Source organism: Neolewinella aurantiaca (genome assembly GCF_008014675.1).
GTDB lineage: Bacteria > Bacteroidota > Bacteroidia > Chitinophagales > Saprospiraceae > Neolewinella > Neolewinella aurantiaca.
Genome location: NZ_VOXD01000041.1, coordinates 34,522 through 50,486, shown reverse-complemented (window position 1 = coordinate 50,486; position 15,965 = coordinate 34,522). Strand labels below are relative to the sequence as shown.

Here is a 15,965-nt window from a genome sequence, read left to right as displayed (position 1 = left end):
TTTACGAATGTGTAGCTTGATTGATGACCGCCATCCTCCTAACGGCGGCGGCTCATCAATTCAAGTTACACATTTTTGCTTTCTCTATGTATAGGCCGATTGCCTCAGCACAAACTTAAAGGGCCGCGCACCGGTATTAAACGCCCGTACCAAGCCGACATCAAAAAAGTTACAAAATAAAAAATTGTAATTTTTAAGGTGAAACTTTTGCTATCTCAGGTCGAACCCCTACATTTGTGTCACAACATTATTACCCTGTAACCACACTTCTAACCGGGCCACCCTCACGTAGGGTGCCTGCACTAAAAAACCCTGTTATGCAATCATTTATCTCCCGCCTTGTAATGGTACTCGCCGTAGTACTAACCGCCGCCACCTTTGCCTCCGCCCAGGAAAAGCCCCCGGGCCTGATGAACCCCACCTACCAGTTTTCAAAGAAAAAACTATCGTACATCACCCTCAAGGACGGAACAGAAATCGTTGGTAACGTCAAGGATTTCGACCGCAAAAAAGGCATTACGAAGTACATCAAGATCAAAGACACCGAAGGTAAAACCCACAAACTTGAAGGTTCTGACATTAAGCATGGCTACTTCCAACCTACCAACCTGAGCAAGCTGAGTTCCTTCTACGATGACCTCAAGGTTCAGCACTGGGGCAAAGACCTCAACGAAGAGATGTTCACCAATGGCTACGTCTACCTCGAGAACACCAATGTACAGGTCAAGAAAAAGCAGATGGAACTCCTCATGCAACTCCTGAACCCACACTTTTCCGATGGAGTCCGGATTTACTTCGATCCGCTGGCGAAAGAAACCGCAAGCATTGGCATCGGCCCCCTCTCCGCGGGTGGCGATGCAAAAAGCTACTACGTGAAAAAAAATGGTGCTAAAACTGCCATCCGCCTTAAAAAGAAGGACTACAAAACCGAATTCGTCGCTTATTTCGGTGATTGCGAAGGCGTAAAAACCAGCAAGAAAACCAAATGGTCTGACCTTGCCGAGCACGCCTACATCTACGCTACCGAGTGTGTCAATGACTAGCCCTCTGCCACTTCATGGCTATTTGCCATAAAAGCACCCAGTGCCCGGCGTTCAGGCCGTCATCCGAGACAACCTGAACACCGGATGCTGGGTGCTTTTTTGTTGACAACCCCAGGATTCGCGGTTTCCTCTGCCCGGTAACGAGCTACACAACTCCCGCAAGCCAGGGCTTAGTGCTGTTTTCCGAGCAGTACATCGCCAATGTACACAGTAGGTTACAGCGTATAACCAAAGGTTTTGTCGCTGGCAAACCCTCCGACGGTGTTGGCACCAACTAAGCACGGATTCATCTGTTTACAAGCAAAATAAAACCAAACCATGTCCGCAAAAAAAGACGCCAACTTCGCAACACAATGCATCCACGGAGGCCTCAGCCCTGACCCTCAGACCGGTGCCGTAATGACCCCGATTTACCAGACCTCGACCTACGCCCAGGAAGAACCAGGCAAACACAAAGGTTACGAGTACGCCCGCACCGGTAACCCCACCCGTACCGCTCTGCAAGACAACCTCGCAGCCATCGAAAAAGGTAAATTCGGCATCTGTTTCAGTTCCGGCCTTGCGGCGATGGACAATGTACTCCGGCTTCTGCAACCGGGAGACGAAGTTCTGGCGTCCGATGATCTCTACGGCGGCAGCTACAGGCTACTGACCGCAGTGTTCGGTCCCTTCGGCATCAAGTCCCGCTTCATCGACATGCGCGACCCGGCCAACGTAGAGCGGGAAATATCCAAAGACACCAAGATGCTCTGGATCGAAACGCCTACCAACCCGATGCTCAACATCGTTGACATCGAGGCGCTCACGGCCATCAGCAAAGACCACGGTATTATCTCTGTCGTCGATAATACTTTTGCAAGTCCTTATCTCCAGCAGCCACTAACCCTCGGTGCCGACATCGTGCTCCACTCTGCTACCAAATACCTTGGTGGTCACTCCGACGTAGTGATGGGCGCAGTAATCCTCAACGACGAGGAAACAGCGAAAAAACTCTACTACCTGCAAAACGCCGCGGGTGCGGTTCCTGGCCCACAGGACTGTTTCCTGGTACTTCGGGGCATTAAGACGCTTCACCTGCGGGTTCAGCGGGCCTGCGAGAACGCCCGCCAGATTGTGAAGGTGCTGCAAAACAATGACCTCGTAGCCAACATCTACTACCCAGGTCTGGAGGACCACCCCCGGCACGAGATTGCTAAAAAACAGATGCGTGACTTCGGCGGCATGGTTTCTTTCGACCTCAAGGAGGACACCCTCGAAGCAGCCACTCAGGTGATGAAGAACACCCACTACTTTACCCTTGCGGAATCCCTCGGCGGAGTGGAGTCCCTGATTGGCCACCCGGCGAGTATGACCCACGCAAGCATCCCGCGCGAGCAGCGCCTGAGCGTGGGCCTTACAGATAGCCTCATCCGCCTCTCCGTTGGGGTGGAAGACGTTGAAGATTTGGTAAGCGACCTCGAAGGAGCACTCGCCGCAGCGGTGAGTACCTCGGTCGACTAGCATTCTGCATGTCTAAGCTCTGATTCAAGAGCGGGATATTCCGGATCAATCTTTCGGTGTATCCTCAATAAAAAAGCGTTCAGTATTCAGGCTTCCATTTAAGGCAGCCTGAATACTGAACGCTTTTTTTGTTGAAGCAATGAAGCTAAGCCGGCCCTGCAATTACCGGCAGAGGCGACTTCTTTTAACGGCTCACTTTGTAGGGCAAACGGTAGACCCGAGCGTAGTCAGCTTTTTTCTTTTCGGTGCTGATGAACAGGGTTCCGTCTTCGGCGAACGCCAGCCCTTCGGGCTGGGCGAAGAGTTTTTTATCCAGCCGCTCCATGTGGTCGATCTTCCCGTCGGGATTGAGCACCATCAGTACTTTGCCCACCGAAGATGTGAGGAAAAGCTGGCCGGTCATCGGGTGAACAGCCAGTGCTGATGGCGCCAGGTCATACTCATCGCGGCTGATGAAAAAATCGCAAAGGCGTTCGTGGTCGGTGGTTTTTTCGCAGGCAGCGAGGTAGTTTTTCACCGCTTCGAGCTCGATGGCGAAAACCGGTTTCTTACTGAGTTTGTGGGTGGCCAGGTCAAAGGCGTAGATGTAGCGACCGTTTTTGTCGTTCCCGTCGTCTTTAGCATCTTTCTTACAGGCCAGGAGGAGGCGGTTATTGGTCTTATCGTAGGCCAGCCCCTCTACGTCGTTGTCTCCCGTAAGGTCAGTATTGTACTTTTCGACGTGCTGGTTTGGTTTCCCGGCGTTGGTGACGTGGTAAAGCGTGCCGGTGCTTTTCGAGACCCAGATGTCCTCTCCTACTGCTTCAACGGCTTCGTAATCACCGTCTTTCCAGAAGGTGATTGCCCAAAGCAAAGCTCCGGTTTTAGAATTGATGCGAAAGATTTTTCCTTCTTCGTCCTGAATTGCAAGCAGTTCATTGCGGGTTCCGGGTGCAACCGAAAGCCCTGAAATTTCATCCAGTTCATGGTCCAGGTTTCCCACCAGTTCCGGAGCTGAATAATTGTAGTTCTTCGCGGCAGACTGTGCGTGAAGACTAATAGAAAAGCAAGCAAAAAGGGCGAAAAGCGATACTCTGATCATAAAGTTGGTTTTTCTTGAATAGTAGACCACAATCGCCTTACAACCTCAGCGGACAGGAGCGCCCGAAGTGATTTGTACAGAAACGATGGGCCTTTGATTGATTAGGCGGGGGCGCAGGTGCAATGCTTATATTTATAAAAAGCAAAAGTGTCCTGTAAGTTCAGTTTCCCTGCTTGCGCCGACCATAAATATATAAACGTATAAACTGTTTCGGTTATTTTTAGCCTTCCGGGATCATTCTTCGATCATTTCGGGATGAAATTATGCATTCTCCTGAATTGGGGCATCCAGGGTCCACAACCCACTCACCATGAAGCAAGCCTTACAAATCAACATCCCTACTCCGTGCACAGAAGATTGGGACAAAATGCCCCAAACTGCCCCAAACGAACGCCATTGCGCAGTTTGCGTTCGCAACCTGACGGACTTCAGCACTTTTACCGACCGGGAAATCCACGCTCACCTAAGCGCAACCAATGGTCGGCTTTGCGGCCGTTTCCGCCCTGACCAACTCGGCCGTCCTATCATCGCAGAGCACGCCCGTGCCAGTAAATGGCGTACCTGGCTGACCGCCGCGGGTATTCTGCTCAGCGGAAGCATCGCTGCCCAGTTGGAAGCTGAGCCGAAAGCTAAGTCCGCCATCCACCAACCTGTTCAGCAACCTGGCCGCGACTTCAATCTCAACGGCATCGTTTCTGATGCCGACGGCCAACCCCTGCCCTACGCAACCGTAGCGATCTACTCTGGCAAGTACCTCACGCACGGGACCGTTACGGACATCGACGGACACTTCACCCTGCGGGCCACTACTGGCGATACCGTCAGGATCAGCTTTATGGGTTTCAAGACCGAGGTCTACAGTCTGGATGCAGCAGTATTTCTTCATGATCCTTTTCTGGATGTTATTTTGGAAGAATCAAGCACAACCCTGGATGAAGTCACCGTTACTGCTTACAGAGCTGTTGGTAAGTACACTACTTTAGCAGGCGGTATTCACAGTACCAGCCGAACGACAACACACGTGCTTCCCGTTTCAGAGTACGCAACCTACCTACAGCAGGCAACGGTATTCCCCAACCCATTCACGACCTACCTGAACATTGACTTCGAATCCACCAGCCCCGGCACTTTGCAAGCAGACCTGTACGCACCCAACGGAACGACGCTTCACCACTGGCAGCCCAAAGCATTCAAAGCTGGCGGCAATACGCTGCGCTTTGATTTTATGGACAACCATAAGCTTATTCCGGGCCACTACTTCCTCCGGCTGGAGGACGGAGACGGCCGGGTAGAAACCCGGGTGGTTATAAAGGGATAAAGGGAAATTGTTCCTCCCCAACCTTTACTTCCCTCTCCGCTGATCATCAATTGCCTTGACGAGCGCCTTCACCTCCGTGGAGAAGTCTTTGCTGAGGATCCATTTCAGGTAGTGCGGATCTTTATTGAACACCGCGGCAACGTTTTGGCCGGCATACTTACCGAAATTAAACTGTGGTGTTCCGTCGGGCCCTTTTTTGAGGCGGCGCGTGGCGTCCAGGAATCGATCATCCTGGCAGAAGGCCGCAATTGTATCCATATCGGCGAAGGGCTGAATTGTTTCCCCGTCTTCCTTTTCGAAATCAACTCCGGCGTACATTTTCAGCTGGCCCTCGAAGATATCGACGGTAGCCCGTACATCAGCCAGTGCATCGTGGGCGTTTTCCATTGTTTTTCCGGAGTAGAACTTCAGGGCGGCGGAGAGAGTACGTGGCTCCATGCGGTAGAAGATCTGCTGGGCATCGATGAGCCGGCGCTTGCTCGTGTCGAGATAAATCCCGGCGCGGTAAAATTCTTCCTGCAGCAGCGGCACATCGTACCGGTTGGAATTGTAGCCACCGAGATCAGCATCTCCGATGAAGTCAAAGAGTTGCGGGGCAACTTCCTTGAAGGTTGGTTCCCCTTCCAGCATTTCGTTGGTGAGGCCGTGGATGGCCGCCGCTTCGGGATTAACGGGGTAATCGGGGTTGATCTTCATTTCCAGTTCTTCCGCAGGGCGGCCGTCGGCAAATAGTTTGACGAAGCCCACCTGCACGATGCGGTCCTGGGTAATGTTGAGGCCGGTGGCCTCAAGGTCGAAGAAAACAATATCGTTAGTTAGGGGAAGCATGAATCAGTTATTCTTTAGAATCTTTGGCGGCAAGGTACGCGTATTCCCGCAGGTCTGTTACCCTAACCTTCTTTGCACCCGCGTCCGCGCCCGTTTAATCGTCCGACAATTCAGCGGTTTGGTCGAAAGATCGGCCTCTGATTTAACCACGACGCCTATGTTGCGTTATAACTTCAGGTGGTTTGGTCAAAGCTCTGACCTCCTTTACCACGAACAACCAGTCCAAAGTTCTACCTAATGATTTCTGTATTTCCCCTTTCCCAATCTAATCTTTTAGGCTTTACCCTCGACGGTGAAGTAGACGATGAAGGCATGCGTAAGCTCCTCATGGCCGTTGAAGCCAAGGTAATTACCCACGGAAAGCTACGGCTGCTGGGTAATATCAAAAACATCGGCGGCTTTCAGGATTTTCAAACTTTCTGGAAGCTTCTCAAGGCAAAAACTGAGCTTTGGGACAAAATCGAGAAATACGCCATCCTCACCGATCACGGTTGGCTGGCCTCGCTTTCGGGCAGTCTGGACTGGCTGACACCACGCATGAACGTGAAAACATTTGCCCTCAACGAAGGCGAACTCGCGCACGAGTGGCTGAAACTCGACGTAGCCCCCGAAGTATCCGAAGCACTCAAGGAAATCGACCTCGGCCACGAGCACCTGCTCGGCGTGGCCATAATCGGTAAGATGGGTATTGCGGACTACGACCGCCTGAACACCCTCATCGAAGAACAGGCCGCCAAGTACGGGCAAGCCCGCATAATGCTCGAGATCGTCACCTCTGCCGGATTTTCCGGAAAGGCCCTCATGGAAGACCTGAAGACCTCCGTTAAGCAGTATAAAAACGTAGAACGCATGGCCATCATCGGCGATCAAAGCTGGCTGAAAACCACCGTTCGCCTCAGTGACCTGCTGACACCGGGGCTCGAGCTTTCCGCCTTCGGCACTACGGAGCGCAAGCGGGCAATTTCGTGGCTGAGCTAAAGCCAGCCCTCCGTTGCAGACTGTTCTGAAGGACTATCAGCTGTAGTACTTCCCCAGTACTTTTTCCCATAAGTGCCCGGGCAGCAGGCGACTGGCTTTCACGCTGGCCCGCTGCAGCAACTCGCCGATGGCATAGTAGGGCTTCAGTTGGTCCTTTTCCATGATCTGGTACATCGCTTCGGCCACGAAGGCGGCATCCATTCCGTGGTCAACGTTGGCGGCCATCCCGTCGTCGGCTTTTTTGTAGCGCTCCCGGTAGAGAGGATCAAGGTCTTCCACCGGCTGACGGTACTGGGTTGCGATGGAATTGGTAGCAATATCCCCCGGCGCAACCATCGTAACTTCAAGGTTACTGCCCTGAACTTCCATCCGGAGGCTGTCCGACATTGCTTTCAATGCGGCCTTGCTTGCACAATAGGCCGACCGAAAGGGAATGCCCATAAACCCGGCGATGCTTCCAACCAGAAGCAAGCGACCACGGTCGCTCTTGCGCAGGTACGGAAGGGTTGCCTGGCAAAGATTCCAACTGCCCCAGAAGTTGGTTTCCATGATCCGGCGCGCGCGCTCCGTGGGCATTTGCTCTACCGGCCCCGCACCACCAATTCCCGCACAGTGCAATACAGCGTCCAATCGCCCCGTTTCTTCGATCAGCCTTTCTATTGCTTTATTCAGCGCGTCGGCATCGGAAATATCAGCCGGTAAAGAAGTGACTCCCGGTAGATCAACGCTCCGGCGGCTCATACCGAAAACCTTATAGCCGCGCTGAGCGAGAAGAGGAGCCAGTGCTTCGCCAACACCTGAGGACGCACCGGTAACGAGAGCTACGTATTGCATGAATTCTTAGTTTTAGAAGCCGTAAAGTAACGGAAAAGCGCGTGATCAAATGCTATATCTGCCCAACGCAGGTCCCGTAATTTCTTATCTTTGTGGTAGCTTAAGCGAACTCCCCCCCCGAAATAACAAAGTTGAAAACTTCCTACTATGGATACGAGTGAAAAAGATCTTGAAACCACCTTCAACGAAAAAGGTGAACTCATCAGCCCGGTATTGGCCGCTGGTGTGAAAAATTTCCTGATCGACATCGACGGTACTATCTGCGATGACATCCCCAACGAAGAGCCCGAACGCATGGGTACGTGTATGCCCTACCCCGATGCGCTCCGCATCGTAAATAAATGGTACGAAGAAGGTCACATTATCACCTTCTTTACCTCCCGTACCGAAGAGCACCGCGAAATCACCGAGTACTGGCTCAAGAAACACAACTTCAAGTGGCACAGCATGCTGATGGGTAAGCCGCGTGGCGGCAACTACCATTGGATCGACAACCACATCGTGAAAGCTACCCGTTTCAAAGGGAAGTTCACTGACCTGGTGGTCAGAAACCGCGACGTTGAGGTCTTCAACGACTAAGTTGTATCTCCAGGCTGTATCACTTCATTGGTCAGGATTCTTCCTGACCAGTCATAACCCCCTGCCTCCCCGTTTAGCTACGGCTGAAACCAGATTCGGGCGGCGCAAACTGAAAGCCAGAAGCTATGTGCATAGCTTCTGGCTTTCTTTTTTCACCTTCTGGTTAGGTTATTTGTCCAGCATTTTGGTCCAGATTTCTTTCCCCTCCGTATCGAAAACTTCGACCTTTAGTGTTCTTTGTTTAAGTGGCCCGGAGAAGGTAAGCACCCCAAAATTGTGCTCTACGGCCAGCGTCCCCGGTACGCGGTAAGTGTTTTTCTCGGAGCGGCTCGAGCCCGTTCCGGCCGTCAGGCTGGAGATGGTGAGGTCGTAGATCATTTTCCCGTTGCTCAGGCGACGCTCAGACAGTTCCGTATGGTGGCGGTCTCCGGTAAGAAAGACCACACCGGTGATATTTTCTTCCGTAATGCGGCGCAGCAGGTACTCCTGCTCCTGCGGAGCGAGGTTAACGTAGGTTTCTCCGGCCTTTACGGTATTCAGCACCTGACCACCGATGCAAACCATTTTCCAGGGCGAGTCGCTGAAAATGAGACTCTCGACCAGCCATTCGAGCTGGGCTTTGCCCAGGACTGTTTTATTGTCGGCTCGTTTCTGATCGTTCGGAGTGCGGAAAGAACGGTTATCGAGCAGGAAAAAGTCGGTATCGTTGTAGCGGAAGGTAGAAGTAATTCCCGCGAAACCACTCTCGGCCTTACTGGTCGGTAACCCGCTGGTGAGGTTGCCCCAGAAAGCATCAAAGGTTTCTTTTGCTACTTCCTTCAGCACCCATGTCCGGTCAGAATCGTTAGGGCCGTAATCGTGGTCGTCCCAGGTAGCGTAGTGGTGGGTACGCGCCAGCAAGGGTTGCATTTCGGGCAGGCTTCGGGTATGGGTATAGCGGTGGTGATAGCCAGTTTTTGTGTACCAGTCTGGCTCGCGGAGGTACATATTATCGCCCAGGTGAATCATAAGATCCGGGTTCTTCTGATCGATGGAGGTGAAGATTTCGTACTCACTGCCGTAGCCCTCGCCCGGCCGATCGTATGCTGGCTCGTTGATGTAGGTACAACTGCCCAGCGCAACCTGAAAGGTGGGCGGATCTTCCCGCCAGCGCCAGATCTTTTGAGCGGTAAATTCTGTCGGGTAATCCAACTCTACTGCGCTCCCGTCAATAAAAACCCGGTAGGTATAATGCTGGCCGGGCTGAACCTGGTCTGCGATCATTTTTGCGGTGTAGGCCGTTTCCCGGCTTGTTTTCACTTCGTTAGTGGTCATCGTCTGGCCGGCATCGTCGGTGTATTCAACCTTTACCAGGGCGGGCAACTTGGTTTGAACCCAGATCATGACTTCCCGCTGCTCGCAGTACCCCAGCATCGGCCCCGCTTGCAGCAAAGTATTAGCGGTCTGAATACTATTCGGGGTCTGGGCGCTGACGCAGGTGCAGAGCAGGGTTAAACAGAGCAGAGTGAGAAGGGTACGCATGGGTAGAAACGGTAAGCTTTGGTAATGTCCGCAAGATATGCCCTATCCCCTTCTCAAACGAAGGGCTCCCGATTACTCCGGCCCCACCCTAACCCCACAATCATGGGGTTGCGACTCGAAAAATAAAACGCTATAACTTTGGCCGGTTCCCATTAAAGGACTACTTTCGGCAAGTATTGAGGCTGAAAACGCTTCCTTTTTTGGTCCAAAAGCCTCAATACCAACACACAAACAGATCCCACCGGTTCTCAGAACCGGAGTTCTGTCTTAAGAGAAAGCTTTCTGACATACCATAATTTTGGCCCTCTGGTAATTTACCGGAGGGCTTTTTTGTGCCGTAATATTAGCTTTAATCCTTACCGGATGGAGGTAATTGTCATTTGGGAGACACCTCGACCTTGAAGTTGGAAATTCTGCCGCTACCCCTGTGCGCCGAAAAAACCAAGCCGCCAGGGCTTGAACCTCGTTGAGATGAGGCTGATGTGAGGCCCGGAAACCCCTTCCTTGAAAAAAAGAAGGCCAAAATGGTAGACGTCCACCGAGGCTGTCACTTCCGGAAACAACTTCAGTTCTTCCCAGGCGCGCTCCATTTCTTCCGACCAGTGGATGTCTGCGATGACGAAGACAGCATTCTCTGAGCGGCTGGGTAGCAAGGCGCGGACATAGTCCAGGGTGGGCTGGTAACGGTGGTCTCCGTCCAGGAAGAACAGGTCCAGTGGTTCGTTGTCTGGTACCTTAGTGGTGATGGGCATCCGCTCCACCGGGACCACAGCTTGTACCGATTTGTGCGGGCTGTCCTCAAGCCAATCGGTAAACAGCCCTACGTGAGCGTGCAGGCCGGAGCCAACGCCGGCTTTGGCGAAGGTTTCTTTTGCCAGGGCTGCAACGTCGGCGTTTCCTTCTACGGTATGGAGTGTAGCCCGGGTATCGGCGGCATGGAGGTACAGCGTAGAGATGCCGGCGTTGGTTCCGAACTCGATGATGCTTTTTGCCCTGAGCCAGAGTGCCAGGCGAAAGAGAAAGCGTCCGCAATCGTCATCGATGGCATTGGTTGCCACCAGAGACCGGACCGTTCGCTCGCTTTTGCTCGTTGTCTTGCTCGGTGCTCCAAGTGACTGCAATTTGACCGTTCCCGGCCTTCCCCGCCAATAATTCCTGACGGATGCGATGAGGTCGAAAGCATGGTAGTGCCGGTCGTCGCGGTAGACCTCCCGGATAAATTCAACCAGGTGGGGCGAGTGTACATCGTAACGAGTACTTGCACCGAGGTACCAACGTACGGCAGAGGTGGCACGGAACAGCCAGTATTTCAGGGGAGCTTTCATCACGGCGCAAAGGTAGCAATGTGACTGAGTTGTATGGTAGTAGGTGGCGGCAGAGATATTTTTGGGTTAAATACGCCTTGAAGTCGCCTTCCGGCTTACTCTTTTACCGGCAGGAGCTTTCTTCTTCAACCGGCTTTGCACCCGCGGCCGCGCCCTACCCGGTCAGGTGGTGGTCGCCTCGGTTACCGTACGGCCACGAAAAGCGCCTCCCTTTTGTGCAAGAGAAGCGCTTATACGCCCGAGTATATTTAGGTTCACTGTACTAGGAGAACTTACGGTAAGCCCAAAGGCAAATAACTGCTCCGAAAACGGCAACAATGATCGACCACAGGTTAACAACGTCGGTCTCGGATGGGCCGATGCCGAGTGTCCGCGTGATGAACCCGCCGACGAAAGCACCGACAATACCAATGAGGATCGTGACGATCCACCCTCCGGGATCTTCACCGGGGTGAATCCATTTGGCGATTGCGCCGGCGATAAGGCCAAGTATGATCCAGGCAAGAATATTCATAATAGTGTATTTTACTGATAGTGATGTACTGCTATAGCGCACCCTCATTGGGATTGTTCGCCGCACACGCTTCCGAAAAGATAAAAATCCAATCCCTGGCGTCCTGCAACCTTCTTTCCGGTCCAAACGTTGATTTCAACCGTGAATAATACCCTCCAGAACCTCCCTACCGGTGCCGAATCGTTACTCATTGCCCTGGCCACACCTGCTCCGCGAGGAGACGTCGGCATCCCGGTATTGCTATGGGGCCGGCCCGGCGTCGGGAAGTCCAGCTTTATTGAAGGGCTTGCCCACGAACAACTGCCCGTAACCACCCTGATTGCATCCATTCACGACCCGACCGATTTCAGCGGGCTTCCCGTTCTCGAAGACGGACGTGTCAGGTACGCCGTCCCCCGCTGGGTGGATGATTTCCCTGACGATGGCGACGGAATCCTGTTCCTCGACGAATTGAGTACCGCTCCGCCTTCAGTTCAATCCGCTCTCCTGCGGGTGGTCTTCGAACGCAAAGTGGGTTTTCACCCGCTCCCCCCTGGTGTACGAATCGTAGCGGCGGCAAACCCTCCCGATCTTATGGTCGGAGGCTGGGAGCTTTCCCCTCCCCTGCGCAACCGTTTCGTTCACCTGAACTGGGATGTTTCGACCGATTTGTACGTGCACTCGCTCACCAGTGGCTGGGAGCCCGGCGCACTGCCTCAGGTAGATGTCTCCGCTCACGCCCAAAAACTACGGTTTTTCCAGACCCGGATCGCTGGTTTTCTGCGCGTAAAACCCGACGCTCTGCACGCCAACCCCGAAGAGAACAAATACGGATTCGCCAGCCCGCGCAGTTGGGATTTCGCGGCTGCACTTCTCGCTACGGCAGATTTGCTCGGCTACCGCATCGATGACGATACGAACAACCAGGTCCTCTTCGAACTTACGACGGGCTGCCTCGGCGAGGCAACGGCCATTATGCTCCTCGAGTACCTGCGCAACCTTCGGTTGCCCGACCCCAAAGAAGTCCTCACCGGGCAGGTCTCCGTGCCGGTGGAAGACCTCGACGACAGCGAATTGTTTGTCTTATTCGCCGGCCTAAACGATTACCTCAAAAAAGAACTCGACTCCGACCGGCTCCTGACCTGGTCTGAGCCTTACCTCGACCTCGCTGCGCGCGCCTTCGCCGACGGGCGGCGCGACGTTATTTTCGTTCCGCTCAAAGAACTGGCCGGCACTACGTGGCTCGTAAGGCTCATGGCCAAAGGCCAGGCTGCGGGACCGGATAAATTCTCAGCTATCTCAGCATCGATCAACGGTTTGTTCAGTGATGAGGGGTTACGGGAGTTTATTGAAGTGCTCAGTTAGCCACCTGCTGGCCGCGGCTAATCGTGGCTGTACGGTCGTATAATAAACAACGGCCCCGTAACCACCGATAATCTCAGCCGCTGCCCGGTACTTTCTGCGCACCCGCCTCTACGAAACCGTTTTCTCCATGATTTCTCATTTACGCTTCGCCAGGGCTTACGCGGCAGAAAAACTCCCCTGGTTTGCACCAGCCCTGTTCCGCTGCCGCATAATCTTGTCTGAATCGGTGGATGTGGCAGCCATCGACCTGCATTACAATGTGTACTGGAACCCCACGGTGGTGGACGACATCTGGCATAGCAGGGAACGCCCTGTTGCCCTTGCCGAACTGGCATTCATCTGGATCCACGAGATCAGTCACCGGCTGAGGCAGCACGCCGAGCGTGCTAAGGCTTTCAATGTCCACGGCCCGGATGCCGCACGCCTGTGGAACATTGCTGCAGACTTTGAAATTAACGATACCGAATGGCCCGGGATGCGGATGCCGGCGGCCTACCCCGGCATGTTGCCCGAAGACTTCGGCTACCAGCGTGGGTTATTGGCCGAGACTTACTTCGAGGGGATCAGCAAAAGCCATCCCGATCTGTCGGCCAACCACGACGACGGCAGCGGAGCCCACCACCAGGAGCGTGAATGGGAAGATGGTAACGAGCGCCAAAACATCTCCTCTCTCGACGATCAGGTGCTCCGGCGTGAAGTAGCCCGCCGGATGAAAGAAGCGGGTAATAAAGCAACACCCGGTGGCTGGCGAAACTGGACCGAAGACATCCTTCACCCTCAGATCAACTGGCGGGCGAAGCTGGGCAACCGCATGAGTGTCGCCCTGCAAAACGGCATCGGCAGCCGGATAGACTACAGTTTCAGCCGCCCCAGCAGGCGGCAATCTGTTTACCACCCCATTCTTACCCCGTCCCTGCGGGGGGATCGTACCGCGCGCATCGCTGTGGTGGTAGACACCAGCGGCTCCATGAGCCCCGAACTCTTATCTCGTGCGCTGGGCGAAGTCGCTGCCGTATTGCGCACGTTCCAATATCCGGTCACGATCATCCCCTGCGACAACACTGCCTATGAACCCGTCCGGATACTGGCCGGGCAGGAAGCTTACCGGCTGCAATCGCTACCCGGCGGTGGCGGGACAGACATGACCGCGGGCATCCTCGCTGCACTCGACCTCAACCCTGCCCCGGACTCCGTACTGGTGCTTACCGACGGCTTTACCCGCTACCCGACCCACCGGTTCAATACGCCGGTTATTTTTGGCATCTTCGACCTCGACGACGGCGTCCGCCGGAGACCTCCGAGCCCCCCATGGGGAGAAGATGCGATCGTGGCGATCACAGATTAGGATCGGTCGCAAAAACTCCCGCTGATTTCCGTATTCCCGCAGCCCAAAAACTGTGTAACTTCCCTCCCGAATGACAAGCACAATAACTGTACCGACTGAAGATTATGGCCCCGCCGGTTTCGAGATAAAACTCTCTCCGGATGGAGAAGTACTGGCTGTTACATCCGCTTCCGCTCAGCTGCCGGAGACTGTTTTCCGGATCACTTACGGAGACCGGTGGGAAAGTGCACGCGAATATTTCCAGCAACTGGCAGACAACCTGGCTTACCGGGCCGAAGCCGCAGCCTGGATTAACGACAGTCCGCCTGAGTTCAAGTTGTTACGCAGAACATTCCGGAAAACATCTCCTCTTTCCAGCCCTGCGGGCGGCAACGATGCCCCGCTGTATGCCCGCCGGGCATCCTTTTGGCTCGAGCATCCCGAAGCCCGGCCCGCTCTTTTTCTGCAGAAAAAAGCTAAAGACGCATTCAGGGTCATCGCAAAGCTGCTGAGAAGCGGTAACTGCGATGCTGAGGCTCTGGAGCCCTGGTTGTTTTCCATTATCCACCTCGTGCGGGAAGTCGAAGACCGCAGAGTGGTGTACCAGCTAATCGGCTTATTGGATACGCCTGGCTCAGCAGAGTATTTGTTCAGCGAACTGGAGCGCCCCGGCCGCCATCCCTTTGCCAGTGGTTTGCTCAATGCGCTGATCGCCCTCGCCGTCCCCGCCAACAAGGCCCGGATTCTGGAATTACAACACTCTTTACTGCACGATCGTGGTCAGGTAAAAGACTACCTCAGAGTGATCAGCCGTCTGGAAGGCGATGATGTTCACCAAAGCATTATGACCGTTCTCGACGAGCATCCTTCCCTGGCGGGCGAAGTTTTCAGTGCCCTGCGGGCTACTCACCATCCTTCCCCCGGCACCGTGATCCGGGGACGGTTCGATCAGGAAGAGAACCTGCGCTTATTTGATCTCATCGCTGAGCTGATCGACCGGGAGCCCCCGGGCATACGGGTCACCCTCGGTGATATGAACGCTAAAGTTGACACCCCTTCCCTCAATACGGCAGCCCCCGTTACCTGGCCGCAAATGCTTGGCCCCAACTGGCGAAAGCTCGTAGTGAGCGCGCAGCCCGACGAGCTTTTCGGGCTGATCCTTTCCTACCTGAACCGCTCAGAACCCTGGCTGCAACGCTGTGCGTTGCTCCAACTCGATACTTGGGTGCAGGCGCAAAAAGCAACACCGGAGATTCCCCTCCCCATCGAACAACGTATCCGGGAATTGCTGACGTCGCGGTACGAAAAAATCTATACTGTCGTCCTCAATGTCGCCGACAAAATATTCGATCAACTCACTGAGCCTACTCGGATGATCGAAGCCGTTCTGGCCCACGCTCCCAACTCAAATTACAGGCTCATGAACGTTGCGGTGCTCAAGAAAGCAGCGGCCCGTCCTGAGTGGCGGCAACTGGAAACCGACCTGCTGAGGTCAGCCTTTCACCAGGTTACATCAGTAGAAGAGTTGAGCCGTTTGGAGCGGCTCCTCCCCTACCTTTCGTTTCTCGGCATCCGTGAGGAACTCAGGATAATTGGCGCGCAAAAAAAGGCAGAAATAGGCGCAGCGAAACAGTAGTATTGCTCTGAACCGGGGTTGTTTTGCAACGTATTCGTCCTGGCAGAAGCTACATCGGTGGGCGGGGCCGCAGGTGCCGGCACCGGTTAAAAATAGCAGGGTGAGCAAATGTTGGTCCACGAAGCAGGGCTTCACGTCGA

The 15,965-nt window shown here is 54.0% G+C and carries 14 protein-coding genes; 8 read left to right on the top strand and 6 right to left on the bottom strand.

Annotated features, from left to right (window positions below):
• Positions 1–317: 317 nt before the first annotated feature.
• Positions 318–1,043 carry a hypothetical protein gene (locus FUA23_RS19815; RefSeq protein ID WP_147932513.1) on the top strand — a complete coding sequence of 242 codons (726 nt, stop codon included), beginning with the start codon at positions 318–320 and terminating at the stop codon, positions 1,041–1,043.
• A gap of 318 nt (positions 1,044–1,361) precedes the next feature.
• Entirely contained in the window at positions 1,362–2,543 is a 1,182-nt protein-coding gene (locus FUA23_RS19810; RefSeq protein WP_147932512.1) for a cystathionine gamma-synthase, read from the top strand.
• Positions 2,544–2,727: 184 nt separating this feature from the next.
• Here the strand turns inward: FUA23_RS19810 and FUA23_RS19805 are convergent, their stop codons facing one another.
• The gene (locus FUA23_RS19805) at positions 2,728–3,624 is read right to left on the bottom strand and encodes an SdiA-regulated domain-containing protein (protein ID WP_147932511.1); all 897 of its coding nucleotides are present in this window, start codon (positions 3,622–3,624) and stop codon (positions 2,728–2,730) included.
• A gap of 310 nt (positions 3,625–3,934) precedes the next feature.
• Here FUA23_RS19805 and FUA23_RS19800 point away from each other — a divergent pair, with 310 nt between their 5' ends.
• The gene (locus FUA23_RS19800; RefSeq protein WP_147932510.1) at positions 3,935–4,942 is read left to right on the top strand and encodes a carboxypeptidase-like regulatory domain-containing protein; all 1,008 of its coding nucleotides are present in this window, start codon (positions 3,935–3,937) and stop codon (positions 4,940–4,942) included.
• A 24-nt stretch (positions 4,943–4,966) separates the two neighbouring features.
• Here FUA23_RS19800 and FUA23_RS19795 read toward each other — a convergent pair whose 3' ends face one another.
• Positions 4,967–5,770, bottom strand: coding sequence for a 3'-5' exonuclease (locus FUA23_RS19795; RefSeq protein ID WP_147932509.1), 804 nt, complete (start codon positions 5,768–5,770; stop codon positions 4,967–4,969).
• A 237-nt stretch (positions 5,771–6,007) separates the two neighbouring features.
• On the opposite strand from FUA23_RS19795, the gene FUA23_RS19790 reads away from it, so the two are divergent.
• Positions 6,008–6,748 (top strand): SpoIIAA family protein, encoded by a 741-nt coding sequence (locus FUA23_RS19790; RefSeq protein WP_147932508.1) that lies wholly within the window; start codon positions 6,008–6,010, stop codon positions 6,746–6,748.
• A gap of 36 nt (positions 6,749–6,784) precedes the next feature.
• On the opposite strand, the gene FUA23_RS19785 is transcribed toward FUA23_RS19790, so the two are convergent.
• Positions 6,785–7,582: an SDR family oxidoreductase gene (locus FUA23_RS19785; RefSeq protein ID WP_147932507.1), complete on the bottom strand. Its 798-nt coding sequence runs from the start codon at positions 7,580–7,582 to the stop codon at positions 6,785–6,787.
• Positions 7,583–7,729: 147 nt separating this feature from the next.
• Between FUA23_RS19785 and FUA23_RS19780 the strand changes: the two genes are divergently transcribed.
• Positions 7,730–8,161, top strand: coding sequence for an LNS2 domain-containing protein (locus FUA23_RS19780; protein WP_147932506.1), 432 nt, complete (start codon positions 7,730–7,732; stop codon positions 8,159–8,161).
• A gap of 168 nt (positions 8,162–8,329) precedes the next feature.
• Here the strand turns inward: FUA23_RS19780 and FUA23_RS19775 are convergent, their stop codons facing one another.
• From FUA23_RS19775 to FUA23_RS19765, 3 genes are all read right to left on the bottom strand, one after another.
• The gene (locus FUA23_RS19775) at positions 8,330–9,682 is read right to left on the bottom strand and encodes an alkaline phosphatase D family protein (RefSeq protein ID WP_147932505.1); all 1,353 of its coding nucleotides are present in this window, start codon (positions 9,680–9,682) and stop codon (positions 8,330–8,332) included.
• Between the two features lie 419 nt (positions 9,683–10,101).
• Positions 10,102–11,007 carry an O-methyltransferase gene (locus tag FUA23_RS19770; RefSeq protein WP_147932504.1) on the bottom strand — a complete coding sequence of 302 codons (906 nt, stop codon included), beginning with the start codon at positions 11,005–11,007 and terminating at the stop codon, positions 10,102–10,104.
• A 262-nt stretch (positions 11,008–11,269) separates the two neighbouring features.
• The gene (locus FUA23_RS19765) at positions 11,270–11,521 is read right to left on the bottom strand and encodes a GlsB/YeaQ/YmgE family stress response membrane protein (protein ID WP_147932503.1); all 252 of its coding nucleotides are present in this window, start codon (positions 11,519–11,521) and stop codon (positions 11,270–11,272) included.
• A gap of 141 nt (positions 11,522–11,662) precedes the next feature.
• Between FUA23_RS19765 and FUA23_RS19760 the strand changes: the two genes are divergently transcribed.
• The 3 genes from FUA23_RS19760 to FUA23_RS19750 all read left to right on the top strand — a co-directional run bounded on the left by FUA23_RS19760 (position 11,663) and on the right by FUA23_RS19750 (position 15,825).
• Entirely contained in the window at positions 11,663–12,865 is a 1,203-nt protein-coding gene (locus FUA23_RS19760; RefSeq protein WP_147932502.1) for an AAA family ATPase, read from the top strand.
• 127 nt (positions 12,866–12,992) lie between these two features.
• Complete coding sequence (locus FUA23_RS19755; protein WP_147932501.1) at positions 12,993–14,210, top strand: vWA domain-containing protein; 1,218 nt, start codon at positions 12,993–12,995, stop codon at positions 14,208–14,210.
• A 70-nt stretch (positions 14,211–14,280) separates the two neighbouring features.
• A complete protein-coding gene (locus FUA23_RS19750; protein WP_147932500.1) occupies positions 14,281–15,825 on the top strand; it encodes a hypothetical protein in 1,545 nt (514 codons plus the stop codon).
• The last annotated feature ends 140 nt before the right edge of the window (positions 15,826–15,965 follow it).

What these genes read in the sequence shown, in the direction of transcription:
- FUA23_RS19815 (WP_147932513.1), top strand. Translation starts at nt 318, where the DNA reads ATGCAATCATTTATCTCCCGCCTTGTAATGGTACTCGCCGTAGTACTA.
- FUA23_RS19810 (WP_147932512.1), top strand. Translation starts at nt 1,362, where the DNA reads ATGTCCGCAAAAAAAGACGCCAACTTCGCAACACAATGCATCCACGGA.
- FUA23_RS19805 (WP_147932511.1), bottom strand. Translation starts at nt 3,624, where the DNA reads ATGATCAGAGTATCGCTTTTCGCCCTTTTTGCTTGCTTTTCTATTAGT.
- FUA23_RS19800 (WP_147932510.1), top strand. Translation starts at nt 3,935, where the DNA reads ATGAAGCAAGCCTTACAAATCAACATCCCTACTCCGTGCACAGAAGAT.
- FUA23_RS19795 (WP_147932509.1), bottom strand. Translation starts at nt 5,770, where the DNA reads ATGCTTCCCCTAACTAACGATATTGTTTTCTTCGACCTTGAGGCCACC.
- FUA23_RS19790 (WP_147932508.1), top strand. Translation starts at nt 6,008, where the DNA reads ATGATTTCTGTATTTCCCCTTTCCCAATCTAATCTTTTAGGCTTTACC.
- FUA23_RS19785 (WP_147932507.1), bottom strand. Translation starts at nt 7,582, where the DNA reads ATGCAATACGTAGCTCTCGTTACCGGTGCGTCCTCAGGTGTTGGCGAA.
- FUA23_RS19780 (WP_147932506.1), top strand. Translation starts at nt 7,730, where the DNA reads ATGGATACGAGTGAAAAAGATCTTGAAACCACCTTCAACGAAAAAGGT.
- FUA23_RS19775 (WP_147932505.1), bottom strand. Translation starts at nt 9,682, where the DNA reads ATGCGTACCCTTCTCACTCTGCTCTGTTTAACCCTGCTCTGCACCTGC.
- FUA23_RS19770 (WP_147932504.1), bottom strand. Translation starts at nt 11,007, where the DNA reads ATGAAAGCTCCCCTGAAATACTGGCTGTTCCGTGCCACCTCTGCCGTA.
- FUA23_RS19765 (WP_147932503.1), bottom strand. Translation starts at nt 11,521, where the DNA reads ATGAATATTCTTGCCTGGATCATACTTGGCCTTATCGCCGGCGCAATC.
- FUA23_RS19755 (WP_147932501.1), top strand. Translation starts at nt 12,993, where the DNA reads ATGATTTCTCATTTACGCTTCGCCAGGGCTTACGCGGCAGAAAAACTC.
- FUA23_RS19750 (WP_147932500.1), top strand. Translation starts at nt 14,281, where the DNA reads ATGACAAGCACAATAACTGTACCGACTGAAGATTATGGCCCCGCCGGT.